Source organism: Mycobacterium sp. NGS19, assembly GCF_059813155.1.
The window spans coordinates 803,716-817,950 of record NZ_JCALEB010000001.1 but is presented as its reverse complement, the minus strand read 5'-3'; the positions used below and the strand labels follow the sequence as shown (position 1 = coordinate 817,950).

At 67.5% G+C, this 14,235-nt stretch carries 14 protein-coding genes; 9 read left to right on the top strand and 5 right to left on the bottom strand.

The window, feature by feature from the left end; genetic code table 11:
• Positions 1-46 precede the first annotated feature (46 nt).
• The 5 genes from egtA to egtE are packed head-to-tail and all read left to right on the top strand — an operon-like array spanning position 47 to position 5,367.
• Positions 47-1,318 (top strand): ergothioneine biosynthesis glutamate--cysteine ligase EgtA, encoded by a 1,272-nt coding sequence (gene egtA / locus AC5Y4N_RS04230; RefSeq protein ID WP_499907408.1) that lies wholly within the window; start codon positions 47-49, stop codon positions 1,316-1,318.
• The gene (gene egtB, locus AC5Y4N_RS04225; protein ID WP_499907513.1) at positions 1,318-2,589 is read left to right on the top strand and encodes an ergothioneine biosynthesis protein EgtB; all 1,272 of its coding nucleotides are present in this window, start codon (positions 1,318-1,320) and stop codon (positions 2,587-2,589) included. The genes egtA and egtB overlap by 1 nt, the downstream gene beginning before the upstream one ends.
• Positions 2,589-3,284, top strand: a complete 696-nt coding sequence (gene egtC / locus AC5Y4N_RS04220; RefSeq protein ID WP_499907406.1) for an ergothioneine biosynthesis protein EgtC — start codon at positions 2,589-2,591, stop codon at positions 3,282-3,284. Before egtB ends, egtC begins: the two co-directional genes overlap by 1 nt.
• Positions 3,281-4,246 carry an L-histidine N(alpha)-methyltransferase gene (gene egtD / locus AC5Y4N_RS04215; protein WP_499907404.1) on the top strand — a complete coding sequence of 322 codons (966 nt, stop codon included), beginning with the start codon at positions 3,281-3,283 and terminating at the stop codon, positions 4,244-4,246. The genes egtC and egtD overlap by 4 nt, the downstream gene beginning before the upstream one ends.
• On the top strand, positions 4,243-5,367 hold the full coding sequence (egtE, locus tag AC5Y4N_RS04210; RefSeq protein ID WP_499907402.1) for an ergothioneine biosynthesis PLP-dependent enzyme EgtE: 1,125 nt from the start codon (positions 4,243-4,245) through the stop codon (positions 5,365-5,367). Before egtD ends, egtE begins: the two co-directional genes overlap by 4 nt.
• On the opposite strand, the gene AC5Y4N_RS04205 is transcribed toward egtE, so the two are convergent.
• Positions 5,345-6,019, bottom strand: a complete 675-nt coding sequence (locus AC5Y4N_RS04205; protein ID WP_499907400.1) for a methyltransferase domain-containing protein — start codon at positions 6,017-6,019, stop codon at positions 5,345-5,347. The genes egtE and AC5Y4N_RS04205 overlap by 23 nt on opposite strands.
• A 10-nt stretch (positions 6,020-6,029) precedes the next feature.
• Positions 6,030-7,505 (bottom strand): glutamate-cysteine ligase family protein, encoded by a 1,476-nt coding sequence (locus AC5Y4N_RS04200; RefSeq protein ID WP_499907398.1) that lies wholly within the window; start codon positions 7,503-7,505, stop codon positions 6,030-6,032.
• 96 nt (positions 7,506-7,601) lie between these two features.
• Between AC5Y4N_RS04200 and AC5Y4N_RS04195 the strand changes: the two genes are divergently transcribed.
• The 3 genes from AC5Y4N_RS04195 to AC5Y4N_RS04185 are packed head-to-tail and all read left to right on the top strand — an operon-like array spanning position 7,602 to position 10,143.
• Complete coding sequence (locus AC5Y4N_RS04195; RefSeq protein ID WP_499907396.1) at positions 7,602-8,405, top strand: MBL fold metallo-hydrolase; 804 nt, start codon at positions 7,602-7,604, stop codon at positions 8,403-8,405.
• 32 nt (positions 8,406-8,437) lie between these two features.
• Positions 8,438-9,610 carry an acyltransferase family protein gene (locus tag AC5Y4N_RS04190; protein WP_499907394.1) on the top strand — a complete coding sequence of 391 codons (1,173 nt, stop codon included), beginning with the start codon at positions 8,438-8,440 and terminating at the stop codon, positions 9,608-9,610.
• Positions 9,611-9,645: 35 nt separating this feature from the next.
• Positions 9,646-10,143, top strand: coding sequence for a YegP family protein (locus AC5Y4N_RS04185; protein ID WP_499907392.1), 498 nt, complete (start codon positions 9,646-9,648; stop codon positions 10,141-10,143).
• A 9-nt stretch (positions 10,144-10,152) separates the two neighbouring features.
• On the opposite strand, the gene AC5Y4N_RS04180 is transcribed toward AC5Y4N_RS04185, so the two are convergent.
• Complete coding sequence (locus AC5Y4N_RS04180) at positions 10,153-10,911, bottom strand: class I SAM-dependent methyltransferase (RefSeq protein WP_499907390.1); 759 nt, start codon at positions 10,909-10,911, stop codon at positions 10,153-10,155.
• Positions 10,912-10,928: 17 nt separating this feature from the next.
• Here AC5Y4N_RS04180 and glpK point away from each other — a divergent pair, with 17 nt between their 5' ends.
• Positions 10,929-12,482: a glycerol kinase GlpK gene (gene glpK / locus AC5Y4N_RS04175; RefSeq protein WP_499907511.1), complete on the top strand. Its 1,554-nt coding sequence runs from the start codon at positions 10,929-10,931 to the stop codon at positions 12,480-12,482.
• Positions 12,483-12,496: 14 nt separating this feature from the next.
• Here the strand turns inward: glpK and AC5Y4N_RS04170 are convergent, their stop codons facing one another.
• Together AC5Y4N_RS04170 and AC5Y4N_RS04165 are read right to left on the bottom strand one after the other, a co-directional pair.
• Positions 12,497-13,381 carry an oxidoreductase gene (locus AC5Y4N_RS04170; protein WP_499907388.1) on the bottom strand — a complete coding sequence of 295 codons (885 nt, stop codon included), beginning with the start codon at positions 13,379-13,381 and terminating at the stop codon, positions 12,497-12,499.
• Between the two features lie 40 nt (positions 13,382-13,421).
• Entirely contained in the window at positions 13,422-14,183 is a 762-nt protein-coding gene (locus AC5Y4N_RS04165; protein WP_499907386.1) for a PadR family transcriptional regulator, read from the bottom strand.
• Positions 14,184-14,235 lie beyond the last annotated feature (52 nt).

Genomic DNA, 14,235 nt, shown 5'->3' with positions numbered 1-14,235 from the left:
CGCCAATCGGCGAGAACTTGTCGGTCCTCTGCAACAAGATGGAGGAATGGCCCAGGCCGACATCGCGGTTGCGTCAGAGGTGCAGGATCAGACCCTCCACTCGGTCAGCGCCGCGGCCGATCACATCGCCGCCACCTGCCTCACCGAGACACCGGTGGGTCTGGTCGGCTTGGAGTTGGAGGCACACTGCTTCGACATCGCCGCGCCCCAGCGTCGACCGGGCTGGATCCAACTGTGCGACGTCATCGCCGCCTTACCCGAACTTCCCGGGGGCAGTCGCGTCACCGTCGAGCCGGGCGGCGCTGTGGAGTTGTCCACCCCGCCGATGTGGGGTGCCGTCGCCGCCATCGACGCGCTGACGGCCGACAGAGCGGTGCTGCGGACGGCATTCGCTCAAGCCGGTCTCGGGCTGGTGCTGCTCGGCACGGATCCGCTGCGGCCGCCGCAGCGAGTGAATCCCGGTGCCCGCTATCAGGCCATGGAGAAGCACTTCGCCGCCGCGAACACCGGCGAGGCGGGCGCAGCGATGATGACGTCGACGGCATCGGTGCAAGTCAACGTGGATGCCGGCCCGGCGCACGGCTGGGCCGACAGAGTTCGCCTGACGCACGCCCTCGGCCCGACGATGATCGCGATCTCGGCCAATTCCCCGCTGCTGGCCGGGTCGTTCACTGGCTGGCGCAGCACCCGGCAGCGTGTGTGGGGCCAACTCGACGTCGCGCGTTGCGGTCCGGTGCTCGGCGCCACCGGCGACGACCCAGCCAGCGATTGGGCCCGCTACGCCCTGCGCGCGCCGGTGATGCTCGTGCACGGCCCAGACGCGGTACCGGTCACCCGCTATGTCGCCTTCGCGGACTGGGTCGACGGACGGGCGAGTCTGGCCGGACGCCGCCCTACCACAGCCGACCTGGACTACCACCTGACCACGTTGTTCCCGCCGGTGCGGCCGCGGCGCTGGCTGGAGGTGCGCTACCTCGACAGCGTGCCCGACGCCCTCTGGCCGGCTGTGGTTTTCACCCTGGTCACGCTGCTGGACGACCCTGCCGCGGCCGACCTGGCGGCAGAGGCCACCGAGCCGGTTGCCACGGCGTGGGATGTCGCCGCCCGGGTTGGGCTGGCCGACCGGCGGCTGCACGCCAGCGCCACCCGCTGCATCGCCGCGGCCGCGGATCGTGCTCCGCCGTCGCTGCACTCTTCGATGCAGCGGCTGGTCCGCATCGTCGAGCAGGCAGGCTGTCCGGGTGAGGAATTCGCCGAGCGGGCGATCTGTTGCGGGGTGGCAGCAGCGGTGACGGAACTGGCGAGGAGCGAAGGGTGATCTCGACACGCGACCGGCTGGCACGTGATCTGATCGCCGCGCGAGAACGGACCTTGGCGCTGGTCGACGTCGACGACGACGAGCTGCGCCGCCAATTCGACCCGCTGATGAGTCCGCTGGTGTGGGATCTGGCCCACATCGGCCAGCAAGAGGAACTGTGGCTGCTGCGCGGCGGCAACCCCGACCGCCCGAGCATGCTCGGCCCGAAGGAATCGCTGTACGACGCGTTCGTCCACTCGCGCGCCAGCCGGGTGGATCTGCCGCTGCTGTCTCCCAGCGAAGCGCGTGCGTTCTGCCGCACGGTGCGCGACAAGGCGCTCGATGCGCTCGACGGGGTGCCAGACGACCAGCCACTGTTTCCCTTCGCACTCGTCCTGAGCCACGAGCATCAGCACGACGAAACGATGCTGCAGGCGCTGAACTTGCGCGTCGGTGAACCGCTTCTGCAGCCGGGTGCGGCACTGCCGCAAGGGCGGCCCGGTGTGGCCGGCACGTCGGTGCTGGTGCCCGGCGGGCCGTTCGTGCTCGGCGTCGACGCGAACACTGAACCGGACTCGCTCGACAACGAACGCCCGGCCCACGTCGTCGACGTGCCGTCGTTTCGCATCGGTCGCGTGCCGGTCACCAATGCCGAGTGGCAGGCATTCGTCGACGACGGCGGCTACCGCACGCCGCAGTGGTGGTCGACGCGGGGCTGGCAGCATCGTCTCCAGGCTGGTTTGGTGATGCCGCAGTTCTGGAACGGCGACGGCACCCGCACCCGGTTCGGCCACGTCGAAGACCTCCCGCCCGACGAGCCCGTGCAGCACGTGACGTACTTCGAAGCGCAGGCGTACGCCGCGTGGGCCGGCGCCCGCCTGCCTACCGAGATCGAGTGGGAGAAGGCGTGCGCGTGGGATCCGCAGATGCAGGGCCGCCGTCGCTTCCCGTGGGGAAATGCCGAGCCGACAACGGAATTGGCAAATCTGGGCGGTGCGGCGCTGCGGCCTGCACCCGTAGGTGCCTACCCGGCGGGTGCGTCCGCATACGGCGCCGAGCAGATGCTGGGCGACGTGTGGGAGTGGACGTCGTCGCCGCTGCGGCCGTGGCCGGGTTTCACACCGATGATCTACCAGCGCTACTCGCAGCCGTTCTTCGACGGCGACTACCGCGTGTTGCGCGGCGGGTCGTGGGCGGTTGGCCGGGAGATCCTGCGGCCCAGCTTCCGCAACTGGGACCACCCGATCCGCCGGCAGATCTTTTCGGGCGTCCGATTGGCGTGGGACGTCTGATGTGCCGGCACCTGGGCTGGCTGGGTGAGCCGCGCTCGTTGGCGTCATTGATGCTCGATCCGCCGTACGGGCTTGTGGTGCAATCGTATTCGCCGCGCCGTCAAAAGCACGGACTGCTGAACGCCGACGGCTGGGGTGTCGGGTTCTTCGACGGCGCCGGGGTGCCCAGGCGCTGGCGCAGTGCGTCGCCGCTGTGGAGCGACGCCTCGTTCGCGTCTATCGCACCGGTGCTGCGAAGCAGCTGTGCGGTCGCGGCGGTCCGCTCGGCGACGGTCGGGATGCCGGTGGAAGCCTCGGCATCGGCCCCGTTCAGCGACGGTCAGTGGTTGCTGTCCCACAACGGCGTGGTGAACCGTGCGGCGTTGCCACCCGCCCCACATGCCGAATCAACGGTCGACAGTGCGCTTTTGGCGGCCCTGATCTTCGATCGCGGCCTCGATGCACTCGAAGACACCATCACCGACATCGCAGCGGCCGATCCCGACGCGCGCCTGAACATTCTTGCCGCCGACGGCAACCAGCTGTTAGCCACGACGTGGGGCGACACTCTGTCGGTCCTAGCAGGCGACGACGGCGTCGTGGTGGCCAGCGAGCCGTTCGACGACAACCCCGCCTGGGACGACGTGCCCGACCGTCACCTCGTGGTTGTCGACGGCCGCGCCGTCACGCTGACTCCGCTGAGAGGGGTGCAATGAGCGTCATGCTGGCCAACCACCTCGAGGCAGACTCCGCCAACCGGGCGTTGCGCCGCGACGTCCTGCAGGGGTTGACGCAGACGCCGAAGACGTTGCCGCCGAAGTGGTTCTACGACCACACCGGAAGCCAGTTGTTCGACCAGATCACCCGGCTGCCGGAGTACTACCCGACCCGCACGGAGGCGACGATCCTGCGGGCGCGGGCGGCAGCGATCGCAGAACTCAGCGGTGCCGACACACTCGTCGAACTCGGCAGCGGGACGTCGGAGAAGACCCGCATGTTGCTCGACGCCCTGCATCGGCAGGGCACGCTGCGGCGGTTCATCCCGTTCGACGTCGACGCGGGCGTGTTGCAGACGGCAGGCACCGCGATCCTGGCCGAATATCCGGGCATCGAGGTGGCAGCGGTATGCGGCGACTTCGAACAGCACCTTACCGAAATACCCTGTGGCGGAACGCGACTGATCGCATTCCTCGGGTCCACCATCGGCAACCTGACGCCGGGTCCGCGCGCGCACTTTCTGGCGACGTTGGCCGGGGTGATGCACCCAGGTGACAGCCTGCTGCTTGGCACCGACCTCGTGAAAGACCCTGACCGGCTGGTGCGGGCTTACGACGACAGTGCGGGAGTCACCGCGGCGTTCAACCGCAACGTGCTGGCGGTGGTGAACCGGGAGCTCGACGCGGACTTCGACCTGGATGCGTTCGAACACGTCGCCCGCTGGAACTCCGCGCAGGAGCGGATCGAAATGTGGCTGAGATCGACGGTGACGCAGACCATTAGGGTCGGGGCGCTGGATCTCACCGTTCGCTTCGCGGCGGCAGAGGAGATGCTGACCGAGGTGTCGTGCAAGTTCAGGCGGGATGGGGTGAGCGCCGAACTTGCTTGCGCTGGACTTCAATTGGCCCATTGGTGGACCGATCCGGCGGGTGACTTCGGCTTGTCGCTCGCGGTGAAATGAGCCTGGCAGAGCGCTGGCGCGAGGCCCGGCCGGCGGTCAGCGGTGTGCATGTGGACAGTGCGGCCTGCTCGCGGCAGAGCTTCGCGGCGATCGACGCGGCGGCGGCGCATGCGCGTCGCGAGGCCGAGGTCGGCGGGTACGTCGCCGCGCAGCAAGCCGAAGACACGTTGACGGCCGGGCGCGCGGCCGTCGGCGCCTTGACGGGCTTTACCGCCGCCGACGTGGTGTTCACCACCGGCGCGGCCCATGCGCTGGACCTTGTGCTCAGCGCCTGGCCCGACGAGCGCCGGGTGATCACCTGCGTCCCAGGCGAATTCGGGCCCAACCTCGCGGTGATGGCCGCGAACGGCTTCGAGGTGACGCTGGCGCCGGTCGACTCGCTGGGCATCGTCGCGGTCGACGAGCTGGCCCGCAGACTGGCGGCCGATGCGCCGTCGCTGATGCATTTGACCGTGGTGCCCAGCCACCGCGGCATCGTGCAGCCGGCACACAAAATCGCCGAGGCGTGCCGGGAATTCGGCGTGCCGCTGGTGATCGACGCAGCGCAAGGGCTCGGCCACGTCGACTGCGCGGTGGATGCCGACGTCATCTACGCGACGTCACGCAAGTGGTTGGCCGGTCCGCGCGGAGTCGGCGTCGTGGCTGTGCACCCTGACCGGGCGGCGACGCTGCGCCCCCGAATACCGCCGCCGCAGTGGGCAACCGACATCTCACCGCTGCGCCGCCTCGAGATGGGCGAGGCCAATATTGCTGCACGCGTGGGCTTTTCGGTCGCCGTGTCCGAACACGTCCAGTACGGTCCTGCCCAGGTACGTGAAGGACTGGCGGCGGCGGGGCATCTGACCCGCACCGTGCTCGGCGACCTAGCGGGCTGGCAGGTGGTCGAACCGGTCGACGCGCCGACGGCGATCACGACCCTGGCGCCGACCGACGGAGTCGACGTGGGGCAGGTGCGTGCCGAGTTGATCGCGCGCCACGGGATCGTGACGACTGTCGCCGGACCGCAGCGGGCACCGCTGGAATTGGCCACTCCGGTTTTGCGGCTGTCGCCGCACGTCGACGTCACAGAACGGGAGTTGACGACCTTCGCGGAGGCGGTCAGTTCGCTTTGTGAGCGGTGAGCAGAAACGCCGGCATCTTCTGCCGGCCCTTCTCGTCGAGGTCGAACTGCGGCGGCGCCGCATCGGGAAGCTGCGGCATATTGGCATGAATGAACGCCGGGCGGATCTCGTCGATCTGCCAGTACCTTGAAATTGCTTCGCGCAGTTCGTCTTCGGTGACCACATTCGGCAACGGCAAATCGGTGCCCTGGGGAAATGCACCGGTGGCGAACACCAAAACGAAGTACGTCGCACCGGGCGCAGCCGCGCGGTGGACGGCGCGCAGGTAATCGTCGCGGCTTTCCACTGGCAGTGAGTGGAACAGCGTGCTGTCGAGGATGGTGTTGAATCGGCCGTCGTAGCCGGTGAACGACGTGATGTCGTCCTGGACGAACGTCGCGGTTCTCAGCCCGCGCTCCTGCGCTGCCTTGGTGGCCGCGGCCACTGCGGTGGGTGTCAAGTCGATGCCGACGACGGTGTGGCCTTGCTCCGCCAGCGCGAGTGACGCTTCGGCCAGACCGCAGCCGGCGTCGAGGACCGGGCTGCGGAACCTGCCCTCGCGGATGAGTGTGGCGATCTCTGGCTGTGGCTCACCGATGTTCCAGGGCGGCGGTCCTTCGAAGAAGCCCTGCTCCCGATAGATCTCGTCCCAATTCATCAGCTGATCCGGCATGAGGTTCAACCTACAGCTCCCACGTGTGTACCGGCTCGTTGCTGTGCATGCGCTCGGTGTAGCGCCGCAGCATCTCGCAGAGCGCTCGCGGACGGGTCAGCCCGTGTTCTTCCTGCAACGCGTTGACCGTCTGCACCTGCCACGCGGCGCCGTTGACGCCGGCTTTGGCGCGGCCCTCGATGACGCCAAGATAGCGATCGCGGACCGTCGCCGCCACGCCCCACCGGCGCAGGCCCTCGTCGGCCAACGGCAGCAGCCGCCGCAGCACGAGTTCGTCGGCGCTGACGGTGCCCATGCCGGGCCAGTACAGTCGCGTGGCCATACCGAACCGGGCCGCGTTGCCGAAATTCTCTTGTGCGGCAGCGAAACTCATCTGCGTCCACAACGGCCGGTCGTCCTCCGACAAAGCTCGCAGCGCGCCGTAGTAGAACGCCGCGTTGGCCATCATGTCGATGACCGTTGGACCCGCCGGCAGCACACGGTTCTCCACCCGCAGATGCGGGCGCCCGTCGACGACGGCGTACACCGGCCGATTCCAGCGGTAGATCGTGCCGTTGTGCAGTGTCAGCTCGTGCAGCTGCGGTGCTCGCCCGGCCGCCAGCTCGGCGACCGGGTCCTCGTCGGAGATTTCAGGCAGCAGCGACGGGAAGTAGCGAACGTTCTCCTCGAACAAGTCGAAGATCGACGTTATCCACCGCTCTCCGAACCAGACTCGCGGCCGGACGCCCTGCGCCTTGAGTTCGTCGGGCCGGGTGTCGATGGCTTGCAGGAACAACTCGACGCGGGTCTCGGCCCAAAGTTGATGGCCCAGGAAGTACGGGGAGTTGGCTCCGAGCGCCAGCTGCGGCGCCGCCAGCACCTGCGCGGCATTCCAGTTGTTGGCGAAGTCGGCGGGTGACACCTGCAAATGCAGTTGCATGCTGGTACACGCGGATTCCGGTGCGATGGAAGTCATTTGGAGGCTCAGCCGTTCGGGACCGGAGATGTCGATGACGATGTCTTCACCGCGGGCCATGAACACCGATTCCTGCAGCGCCCGATACCGCCTCGACTCGCTCATCCACTGTCCGGTCAGATGCTCGGGCATCAGCGTCGGCAGGATGCCGACCATCACGATGTGCGCACCGTGCTGATTGGCCTTGGTCTCGGCGGCATTGAGGCTGGCGCGCACGTCGGACTCGAGCTCCAGCGCCGACGTGCCGGGCAGCGGCCGCGGCGGAACGTTGAATTCGATGTTGTAGGCGCCTAATTCGGTCTGGAACGCCGGATCGGCGATGGCTTCCAACACCTCGCGGTTCGCCATCGCGGGGCGGTACTGCTCGTCGACGAGATTGCACTCGATTTCCATGCCGGTCAGTGGCCGTTCGCATTCGAAGCTCGACTGCGCGAGCATGGTCTCGAACACGTCGAGCGACAGCTGGACCTTGCGCCGGTAGTCCCGGCGTTGGGCACCGCTGAACGTGGTGGCCTTGACTTCCTCGCCCACATCGCCGATGCAACGCGACGCTGCGAGCCGTGTCAACGACCGATCGCCCACCGGACCGCAGGGTTGATCGGCGGCGGCGCGGGTAGCCCGCATGTCATGGACGTCCGCGTCACCTTCGTCGGCAACGCCACCACGCTGATCACGTTCGGTGGTATCACGTTGTTGACCGACCCCAACTTCCTGCACCGCGGCCAGCACGCTTACCTGGGTTACGGGCTGGTGTCCAAACGCCTTCACGACCCGGCGCGCAAGGTCGACGAACTGCCGCCACTCGACGCCGTGGTGCTGTCCCACATGCACGGCGACCACTGGGACCGTGTCGCCGAACGAAGTCTGGATAAACAGCTGCCGGTCGTGACCACCCACCACGCCGCAAAACGGCTGCAGCACCGGGGGTTTCGCGCGGCGACGGGGCTGTCCACCTGGAACACGCACACGCTTACCAAAGGAGATGCGAGCGTCACCGTCACCGCGCTGCCAGGCCGGCACGCGCCGGTGCCGCTGAACCGGATGCTGCCGCCGGTCATGGGGTCGATGCTGGAGTTCGTCGACAACGACGGCGCGACGCGGCGGCTGTACATCTCGGGTGACACGCTGCTGATCGACGAGCTCAGCGAGATTCCGCTGCGGTTCTCGGCGATCGACGCCGGTGTCCTGCATCTGGGCGGCACCCGTCTGCCCGCCGGGCGCAAGCTGCCGTTCGGGCTCACCGTGACGATGGATGGCCGCCAGGGTGCCGGTGCGGTCGAGGCCGTCGGGCTGCCCAAGGTGATCCCGGTGCATTTCGACGACTACGGCGTCTTCGCGTCCGGACTCGACGACTTCAAGGAAGCGATGAGGCAGCGGGGCATGGCCGAGCGGATCGTCGAACTCGAGCGCGGTGCGTCGATCACTATTTGACGGTTCGGATGCGCGGCTAGGGTGAAGCCGCGATGCCGCCGACGATCGAAGTCGACCAAGGCGGCCTGGAGCAGGTTTCGACCGTCGACCGGGTCGCCTCGCTGACCGGTGTGCGCGCGGTTGCCGCATTGCTGGTCATGGGCACGCACGCGGCCTATGCCACCGGCAAGTACAGCCACGGCTACGTGGGGCTGGTAGCCGCGCGCCTGGAGATCGGCGTCGCGATCTTCTTCGTGCTGTCTGGTTATCTGCTGTTCGGGCCGTGGGTGCAAGCCGCTAGGACAGGAGGGGCCGGCCCGGCGCTGCACCGCTATGCCCGCAACCGGGTGCGGCGGATCATGCCGCCCTACCTGGTGACGGTCGTCGTCGCGTACGTCGTCTACCACTTCCGCGCGCCGGGCCCGAATCCCGGGCACACCTGGACGGGCCTATTGCGGCACCTGACGCTCACACAGATCTACAGCGACGACTACCTGACCCGCTATCTGCACCAGGGGCTGACGCAGATGTGGAGCCTGGCCGTGGAGGTCGCGTTCTATATCGCGCTACCGATGCTGGCCTTTGTGGTGTTCACGGTGCTGTGCGGGCGGCGCTGGCGGCCCGGCGTGCTTCTTGCCGCGCTGGCGGTTCTGGCGGCGCTGAGCCCGGCCTGGCTGGTGGTGATGGGCACCACCGACGTGTTGCCGAAGTCGGCCGGGCTGTGGTTGCCGCATTACCTCGTCTGGTTCGTCGGCGGCATGGTGCTAACAGAGTTGAGTGCCATGGGAATTCGCAGCTACGCAGCCGTCGCGCTGCCACTGGCGGCAATCAGCTATCTGATCGTGTCCACGCCCATTGCGGGGGCCGCGACGGCTGAGCCGGACATGTCGGAATCCGTGGCCAAGACGGTGTTGTACGGAATCGTCGCCACGCTTGTGGTGGCGCCGTTGGCGCTCGGGGAACGGGGCTGGTACGCGCGTGTGCTCGGCAGCAGGCCGATGGTGTGGCTCGGCGAAGTCTCCTACGAGATCTTCCTGCTCCATGTGATCGTGATGGAGATCGCGATGGTGTCGGTACTGCGCTGGCACATCTACACCGGCTCGGTGTGGGGGCTGTTCGCGGTCACGCTGGCGTTGACGATTCCGCCGGCCTGGCTGCTGCACCGCCTCACCCGGCCGAAGGTCGACGTGCGTCACTTCCGCACTGCGGCGAACGCGGTGCCTTAGGCTTGAACTTCTCAGATCTCCGCAAGGAAGTGGATATGTGGTCTCCGCGAATGGTCGCCGATTGGCCGGACCGGCATCCGCGCGCTGCGGCGGCGTTCGCGCTGCCCGCGAAGGTCATCGACTGGAGTGATCGACATCCGTGGGCCGCGGTCGCCATCGCGGTGCCGCTGACGATCGGCGGTATCAGCGCCGTGGTCGCCTACCCGTTGCTGTTCCTGCTGGTGCTGGTGCTCGCGGCGGTGGCCGTCATCGTGATGGAGTTGTACACGGACCAGAAGAAACGGGCCGAGGAGCAACCGGCTGAGGCGGGGCGGCACCGCCAGGTGGCAGCGTTCACCGACGGCCTCACGAGCAAGTTCGAAATCAGCAGGGACGACGCGGGCAGGTTCCGGTTTCAGCTCAAGGCGCCCGACGGCGAGGTCATCGTCGACAGCCGCGGGTATGAAACCAAGGCAGGGGTCGGTCGGGCTATTCAGGCGGTGAAGACGACTGCGCGCTACGCGACCGTCGAAGACCTGACCCAAGCCAATTAGGCGCTGAGGTCAGGCGCGGCTGGCGACCAGCACTTGCGGGCCGAACGGCTGCTTGCGCAATTCCACGGTGATCCCCGGGTCGGCGTACTGTGCCAGCGTCCGCAAGGCCGACGGGCTGTAGGCGCGCATCGAGCTGATGAATCCGTCGTGGGCGAATGGGATCGCGAGGAACGGCACCATCGTCGCCAGCTTCCCGATGTGCAGAAGCGACGGTGGGCGTGGCAGGTCGATGATCAACAGCTTGCCGGCGACCCGCGTGCCTTCGGCGATCACCCGAGCGGCCAGCGCAGGCGGCAGGTGATGGAACGTCAACGCCATCACCGCAAGGTCGAAATACCCGTCGGGGGCGTCGATTTCGGTGGCGTCCTCCACCCGGACGACCGCGCGGGGATGGCTGCCGAGTTCGCCCGATGCGATGTCGAGAACCGACGTCGCGTCGAGGTCGGTGACGGTCACCCGGGCGGTGGGATGCTGCTCGAGCAGCTTGCGTGACAACCCGCCGTGCCCTGCGCCGAGTTCCAGGATCTTCGGGTCAGCCACATCGGCGACTTCCTCGAGCGCAAGGTAGGCGAATCGTTCGTGGTTCTTGAACACGTCGCCCACCCACTCCAACGACCGAACGATGCTGCGCTTGATGCGCTCGTCGACGTCGTCGCGGTCGAGGTACTCGGCGCATCCGGTCTCCAACCGGCGATCCAGCCACGACGCGTCGGGTCCACCGCGAGGCATCGCTTCGATGTCGGCTTCGGTGATCTCAACGCTTCCCATAGTTGCCATCATTGACCATTGGACGCGTTCGCTTCGACCCGACAGGAGCATCCGAATTGGCCGACTTCGTCGCCTCGATCGACCAGGGCACCACCAGCACGCGCTGCATGATCTTCGACCAGTCCGGCTCGGAGGTGGGCCGACACCAGCTCGAGCACGAGCAGATTCTGCCGAAGGCCGGCTGGGTGGAGCACAACCCTGTCGAGATCTGGGAGCGCACGCAGTCGGTGCTGATGTCGGCGCTGAACAAGACGAACCTGTCCGACGCGGACCTCGCGGCGCTGGGGGTGACCAACCAGCGTGAGACGACCGTGGTGTGGAATCGCAGGACCGGGCGGCCGTACTACAACGCGATCGTCTGGCAGGACACCCGAACCGACAAGATCGCCTCGGCGCTGGATCGCGACGGCCGCGGTGACGTCATCCGCCGCAAGGCGGGCTTGCCGCCGGCGACGTACTTCTCCGGCGGCAAGCTGCAGTGGATCCTGGAGAACGTCGATGGAGTGCGCGAAGCGGCCGAGAACGGCGACGCGGCATTCGGCACTACCGACAGCTGGGTGGTGTGGAACCTGACCGGCGGTCCGCGCGGCGGCGTGCACGTCACCGACGTCACCAACGCCAGCCGCACGATGCTGATGAACCTGGAGACGCTGGACTGGGACGACGAACTGCTGGCGATCTTCGGAATTCCCCGGGAGATGCTGCCCGAGATCCGCCCGTCGTCGTCGCCCGACCCCTATGGCATGACGAATCCGTCCGGGCCGCTGGACAACGAGGTGCCGATCAGCGGCATCCTGGGCGATCAGCAGGCCGCGATGGTCGGACAGGTCTGCCTGGAGCAGGGTGAAGCGAAAAACACCTACGGCACTGGCAATTTCCTTCTGCTCAACACCGGTGAGTCGATCGTGCGCTCGAACAACGGGTTGCTGACTACGGTGTGCTATCAGTTCGGTGACGCGAAACCCGTTTACGCTCTTGAGGGTTCGATCGCCGTCACCGGTTCAGCCGTGCAGTGGCTGCGCGACCAGCTCGGCATCATCAGCGGAGCCGCGCAGAGCGAGTCGTTGGCGCGACAGGTCGAGGACAACGGCGGCGTGTACTTCGTGCCCGCGTTCTCCGGGTTGTTCGCGCCGTACTGGCGTTCGGACGCGCGCGGCGCGATAGTCGGGCTGTCGCGGTACAACTCGAACGCACATCTGGCTCGCGCCACGCTGGAAGCGATCTGCTATCAGAGCCGCGATGTCGCGGACGCCATGGAGGCCGACTCCGGCGTGCATCTCGAAGAACTGAAGGTGGACGGCGGCATCACGGCCAACGAACTGTGCATGCAGATCCAAGCCGACGTGCTGGGCGTCGACGTGGTGCGGCCGGTGGTCGCCGAGACCACCGCGTTGGGCGCCGCGTATGCCGCGGGGCTGGCCGTTGGCTTCTGGTCGAATCCTGGTGAGCTGAAAGCGAATTGGCGCGAGGACAAGCGATGGACGCCGCAGTGGAGCGAGGACCAGAGGGAAGCAGCCTACGCGGGGTGGCGCAAGGCCGTCGAGCGCACTCTCGACTGGGTCGAGGTCTAGCGATTTCGGTGCGTTTACGTGCGCCCAGCGCCGGTAAGCGCACCGAAATCGCTGGGGTCGAGGTCGATTTCGGCTACCGCCATGTTCTCCTCGAGGTGCTGGATCGACGAAGTGCCTGGAATCAGAAGCACATTCGGCGACACCGCCAGCGTCCAGGCCAGCGCAACCTGTGCCGAGGTGCGACCCAGTTCACCGGCGATGCGCTGAACGACGGGATGACCCAGCACCGGGTTGTTCGCGGCGAAGCTCGAGCCGAGCGGGAAGAACGGCACGAATGCGATTCCTCGCTCGGCACATTCGTCGAGCACCGGTTGTGACGTGCGGTCGACGAGGTTGTAGGCGTTCTGCACGCAGACGATCTCGGTGCGGTCCAATGCGATGCGCAGGTGGTCGACGGTGACGCTGCTGAGCCCGATTCCGCCGATCAGCCCCTCGTCGCGCGCCTGGATCATCGTGGTCAGCTGTCGGTCGAACAGCTCGCGGTCGAGCCGGCCGGGCTGATTGGGATCCGAATCCTCGTCATGGACACGCAGATTCACCGCGGCCAGGCGCTCGACACCGAGGGTGCGCAGGTTTTCTTCGATGCCGGCCCGAAGCTCGTCCGGTTGCTGGGCAGGTAGCCAGTTGCCGTGCTCGTCGCGCCGGCCGCCGACCTTGCTGACCAGCGCCAGGTTGTCCGGGTACGGGTAGAGGGCTTCGCGGATCAATTCATTGGCCACATTCGGGCCGTAGAACTGCGCGGTGTCGATGTGGTCGACGCCCAGCTCGACGGCCCGGCGCAACACTGCGAGCGCCTGCTCGCGGTCGCGGGGCGGTCCGAATACGCCGGGGCCGGGTAGTTGCATCGCGCCGAAGCCGATGCGGCTGACATTGTAGGAACCGAGTGGGAAGCGCTGCACGGCTCCACACTAGAGCCGTGCAGCGCTGTCGCGTTGGCCGCTAGTCGGTTTCGCCCAGCACGCCGTAGATGTCGCGGCGAGCAGCGTTGACGATTTCGATGATGCGCTTCTGCTGCTCGGCCGTGGCGGCGTGGGCGCCTTGGAACACCGCGGCGCCCAGTTGACCGAACGCGGCCCGCAGGTCCATCACGTTCGGGTCGGCGCCTTCGGCGATCTCCTCCCACGGCGGCGTCTGGGTGGCGGTCGCTGCTTCTCGGCCCTCGTCGGTCAGCTCGAAAAGCCGCTTGCTGCCGCCTGATTCGGCCGCGACGATCAGGCCTTCGTCGACGAGCAGTTGCAGCGTGGGGTAGACGGATCCGGGGCTGGGGCGCCACAGCCCGTTGCTGCGCGCGCCGATCTCCTGGATCATCTCGTAGCCGTGCATCGGCCGCTCGGCCAGCAGCGCCAAGATCGCGGCACGGACGTCGCCACGACGTCCGCGCCCACGGCCGCGCTGCCTGCCCCGCGGACCGCCCGTGGCGAATCCGGGGCCGAAGCCAAACGCACCGGGTCCGAATGCGCCGGGCCCGAATCCTCCCTGTCCGAAGCCGGCCGGGCCGCCGTGGCCGAAGCCGGCCGGGCCGCCGTGGCCGAAGCCGAAGCCGCCGGCGCGCGCGAACGCCTGATTTTTCAGAAAGCCCTTGAGTTCGCGGCGGGCGTCGCGCCGGGCCTGGTGCATGGCGCGGCGGTCGTACCGGTCGAAGTGGCCGAAGCCGAATCCTTCGGTGTGGGGGCCGTCATGGCCCTCGAATGGCTGAGTCATTTTGCTCTCGTTTCTCGTGGGGGACGCGCCGAATGCCCATCCGATGCCTCGA

Bases quoted from the DNA above. Each gene is read 5' to 3' on its own strand.
- egtA (WP_499907408.1), top strand. From the start codon at position 47: ATGGCCCAGGCCGACATCGCGGTTGCGTCAGAGGTGCAGGATCAGACC.
- AC5Y4N_RS04185 (WP_499907392.1), top strand. From the start codon at position 9,646: ATGTGGTCTCCGCGAATGGTCGCCGATTGGCCGGACCGGCATCCGCGC.
- AC5Y4N_RS04205 (WP_499907400.1), bottom strand. From the start codon at position 6,019: ATGCCGGATCAGCTGATGAATTGGGACGAGATCTATCGGGAGCAGGGC.
- egtE (WP_499907402.1), top strand. From the start codon at position 4,243: ATGAGCCTGGCAGAGCGCTGGCGCGAGGCCCGGCCGGCGGTCAGCGGT.
- AC5Y4N_RS04180 (WP_499907390.1), bottom strand. From the start codon at position 10,911: ATGGGAAGCGTTGAGATCACCGAAGCCGACATCGAAGCGATGCCTCGC.
- egtC (WP_499907406.1), top strand. From the start codon at position 2,589: ATGTGCCGGCACCTGGGCTGGCTGGGTGAGCCGCGCTCGTTGGCGTCA.
- AC5Y4N_RS04165 (WP_499907386.1), bottom strand. From the start codon at position 14,183: ATGACTCAGCCATTCGAGGGCCATGACGGCCCCCACACCGAAGGATTC.
- AC5Y4N_RS04195 (WP_499907396.1), top strand. From the start codon at position 7,602: ATGGACGTCCGCGTCACCTTCGTCGGCAACGCCACCACGCTGATCACG.
- AC5Y4N_RS04190 (WP_499907394.1), top strand. From the start codon at position 8,438: ATGCCGCCGACGATCGAAGTCGACCAAGGCGGCCTGGAGCAGGTTTCG.
- egtD (WP_499907404.1), top strand. From the start codon at position 3,281: ATGAGCGTCATGCTGGCCAACCACCTCGAGGCAGACTCCGCCAACCGG.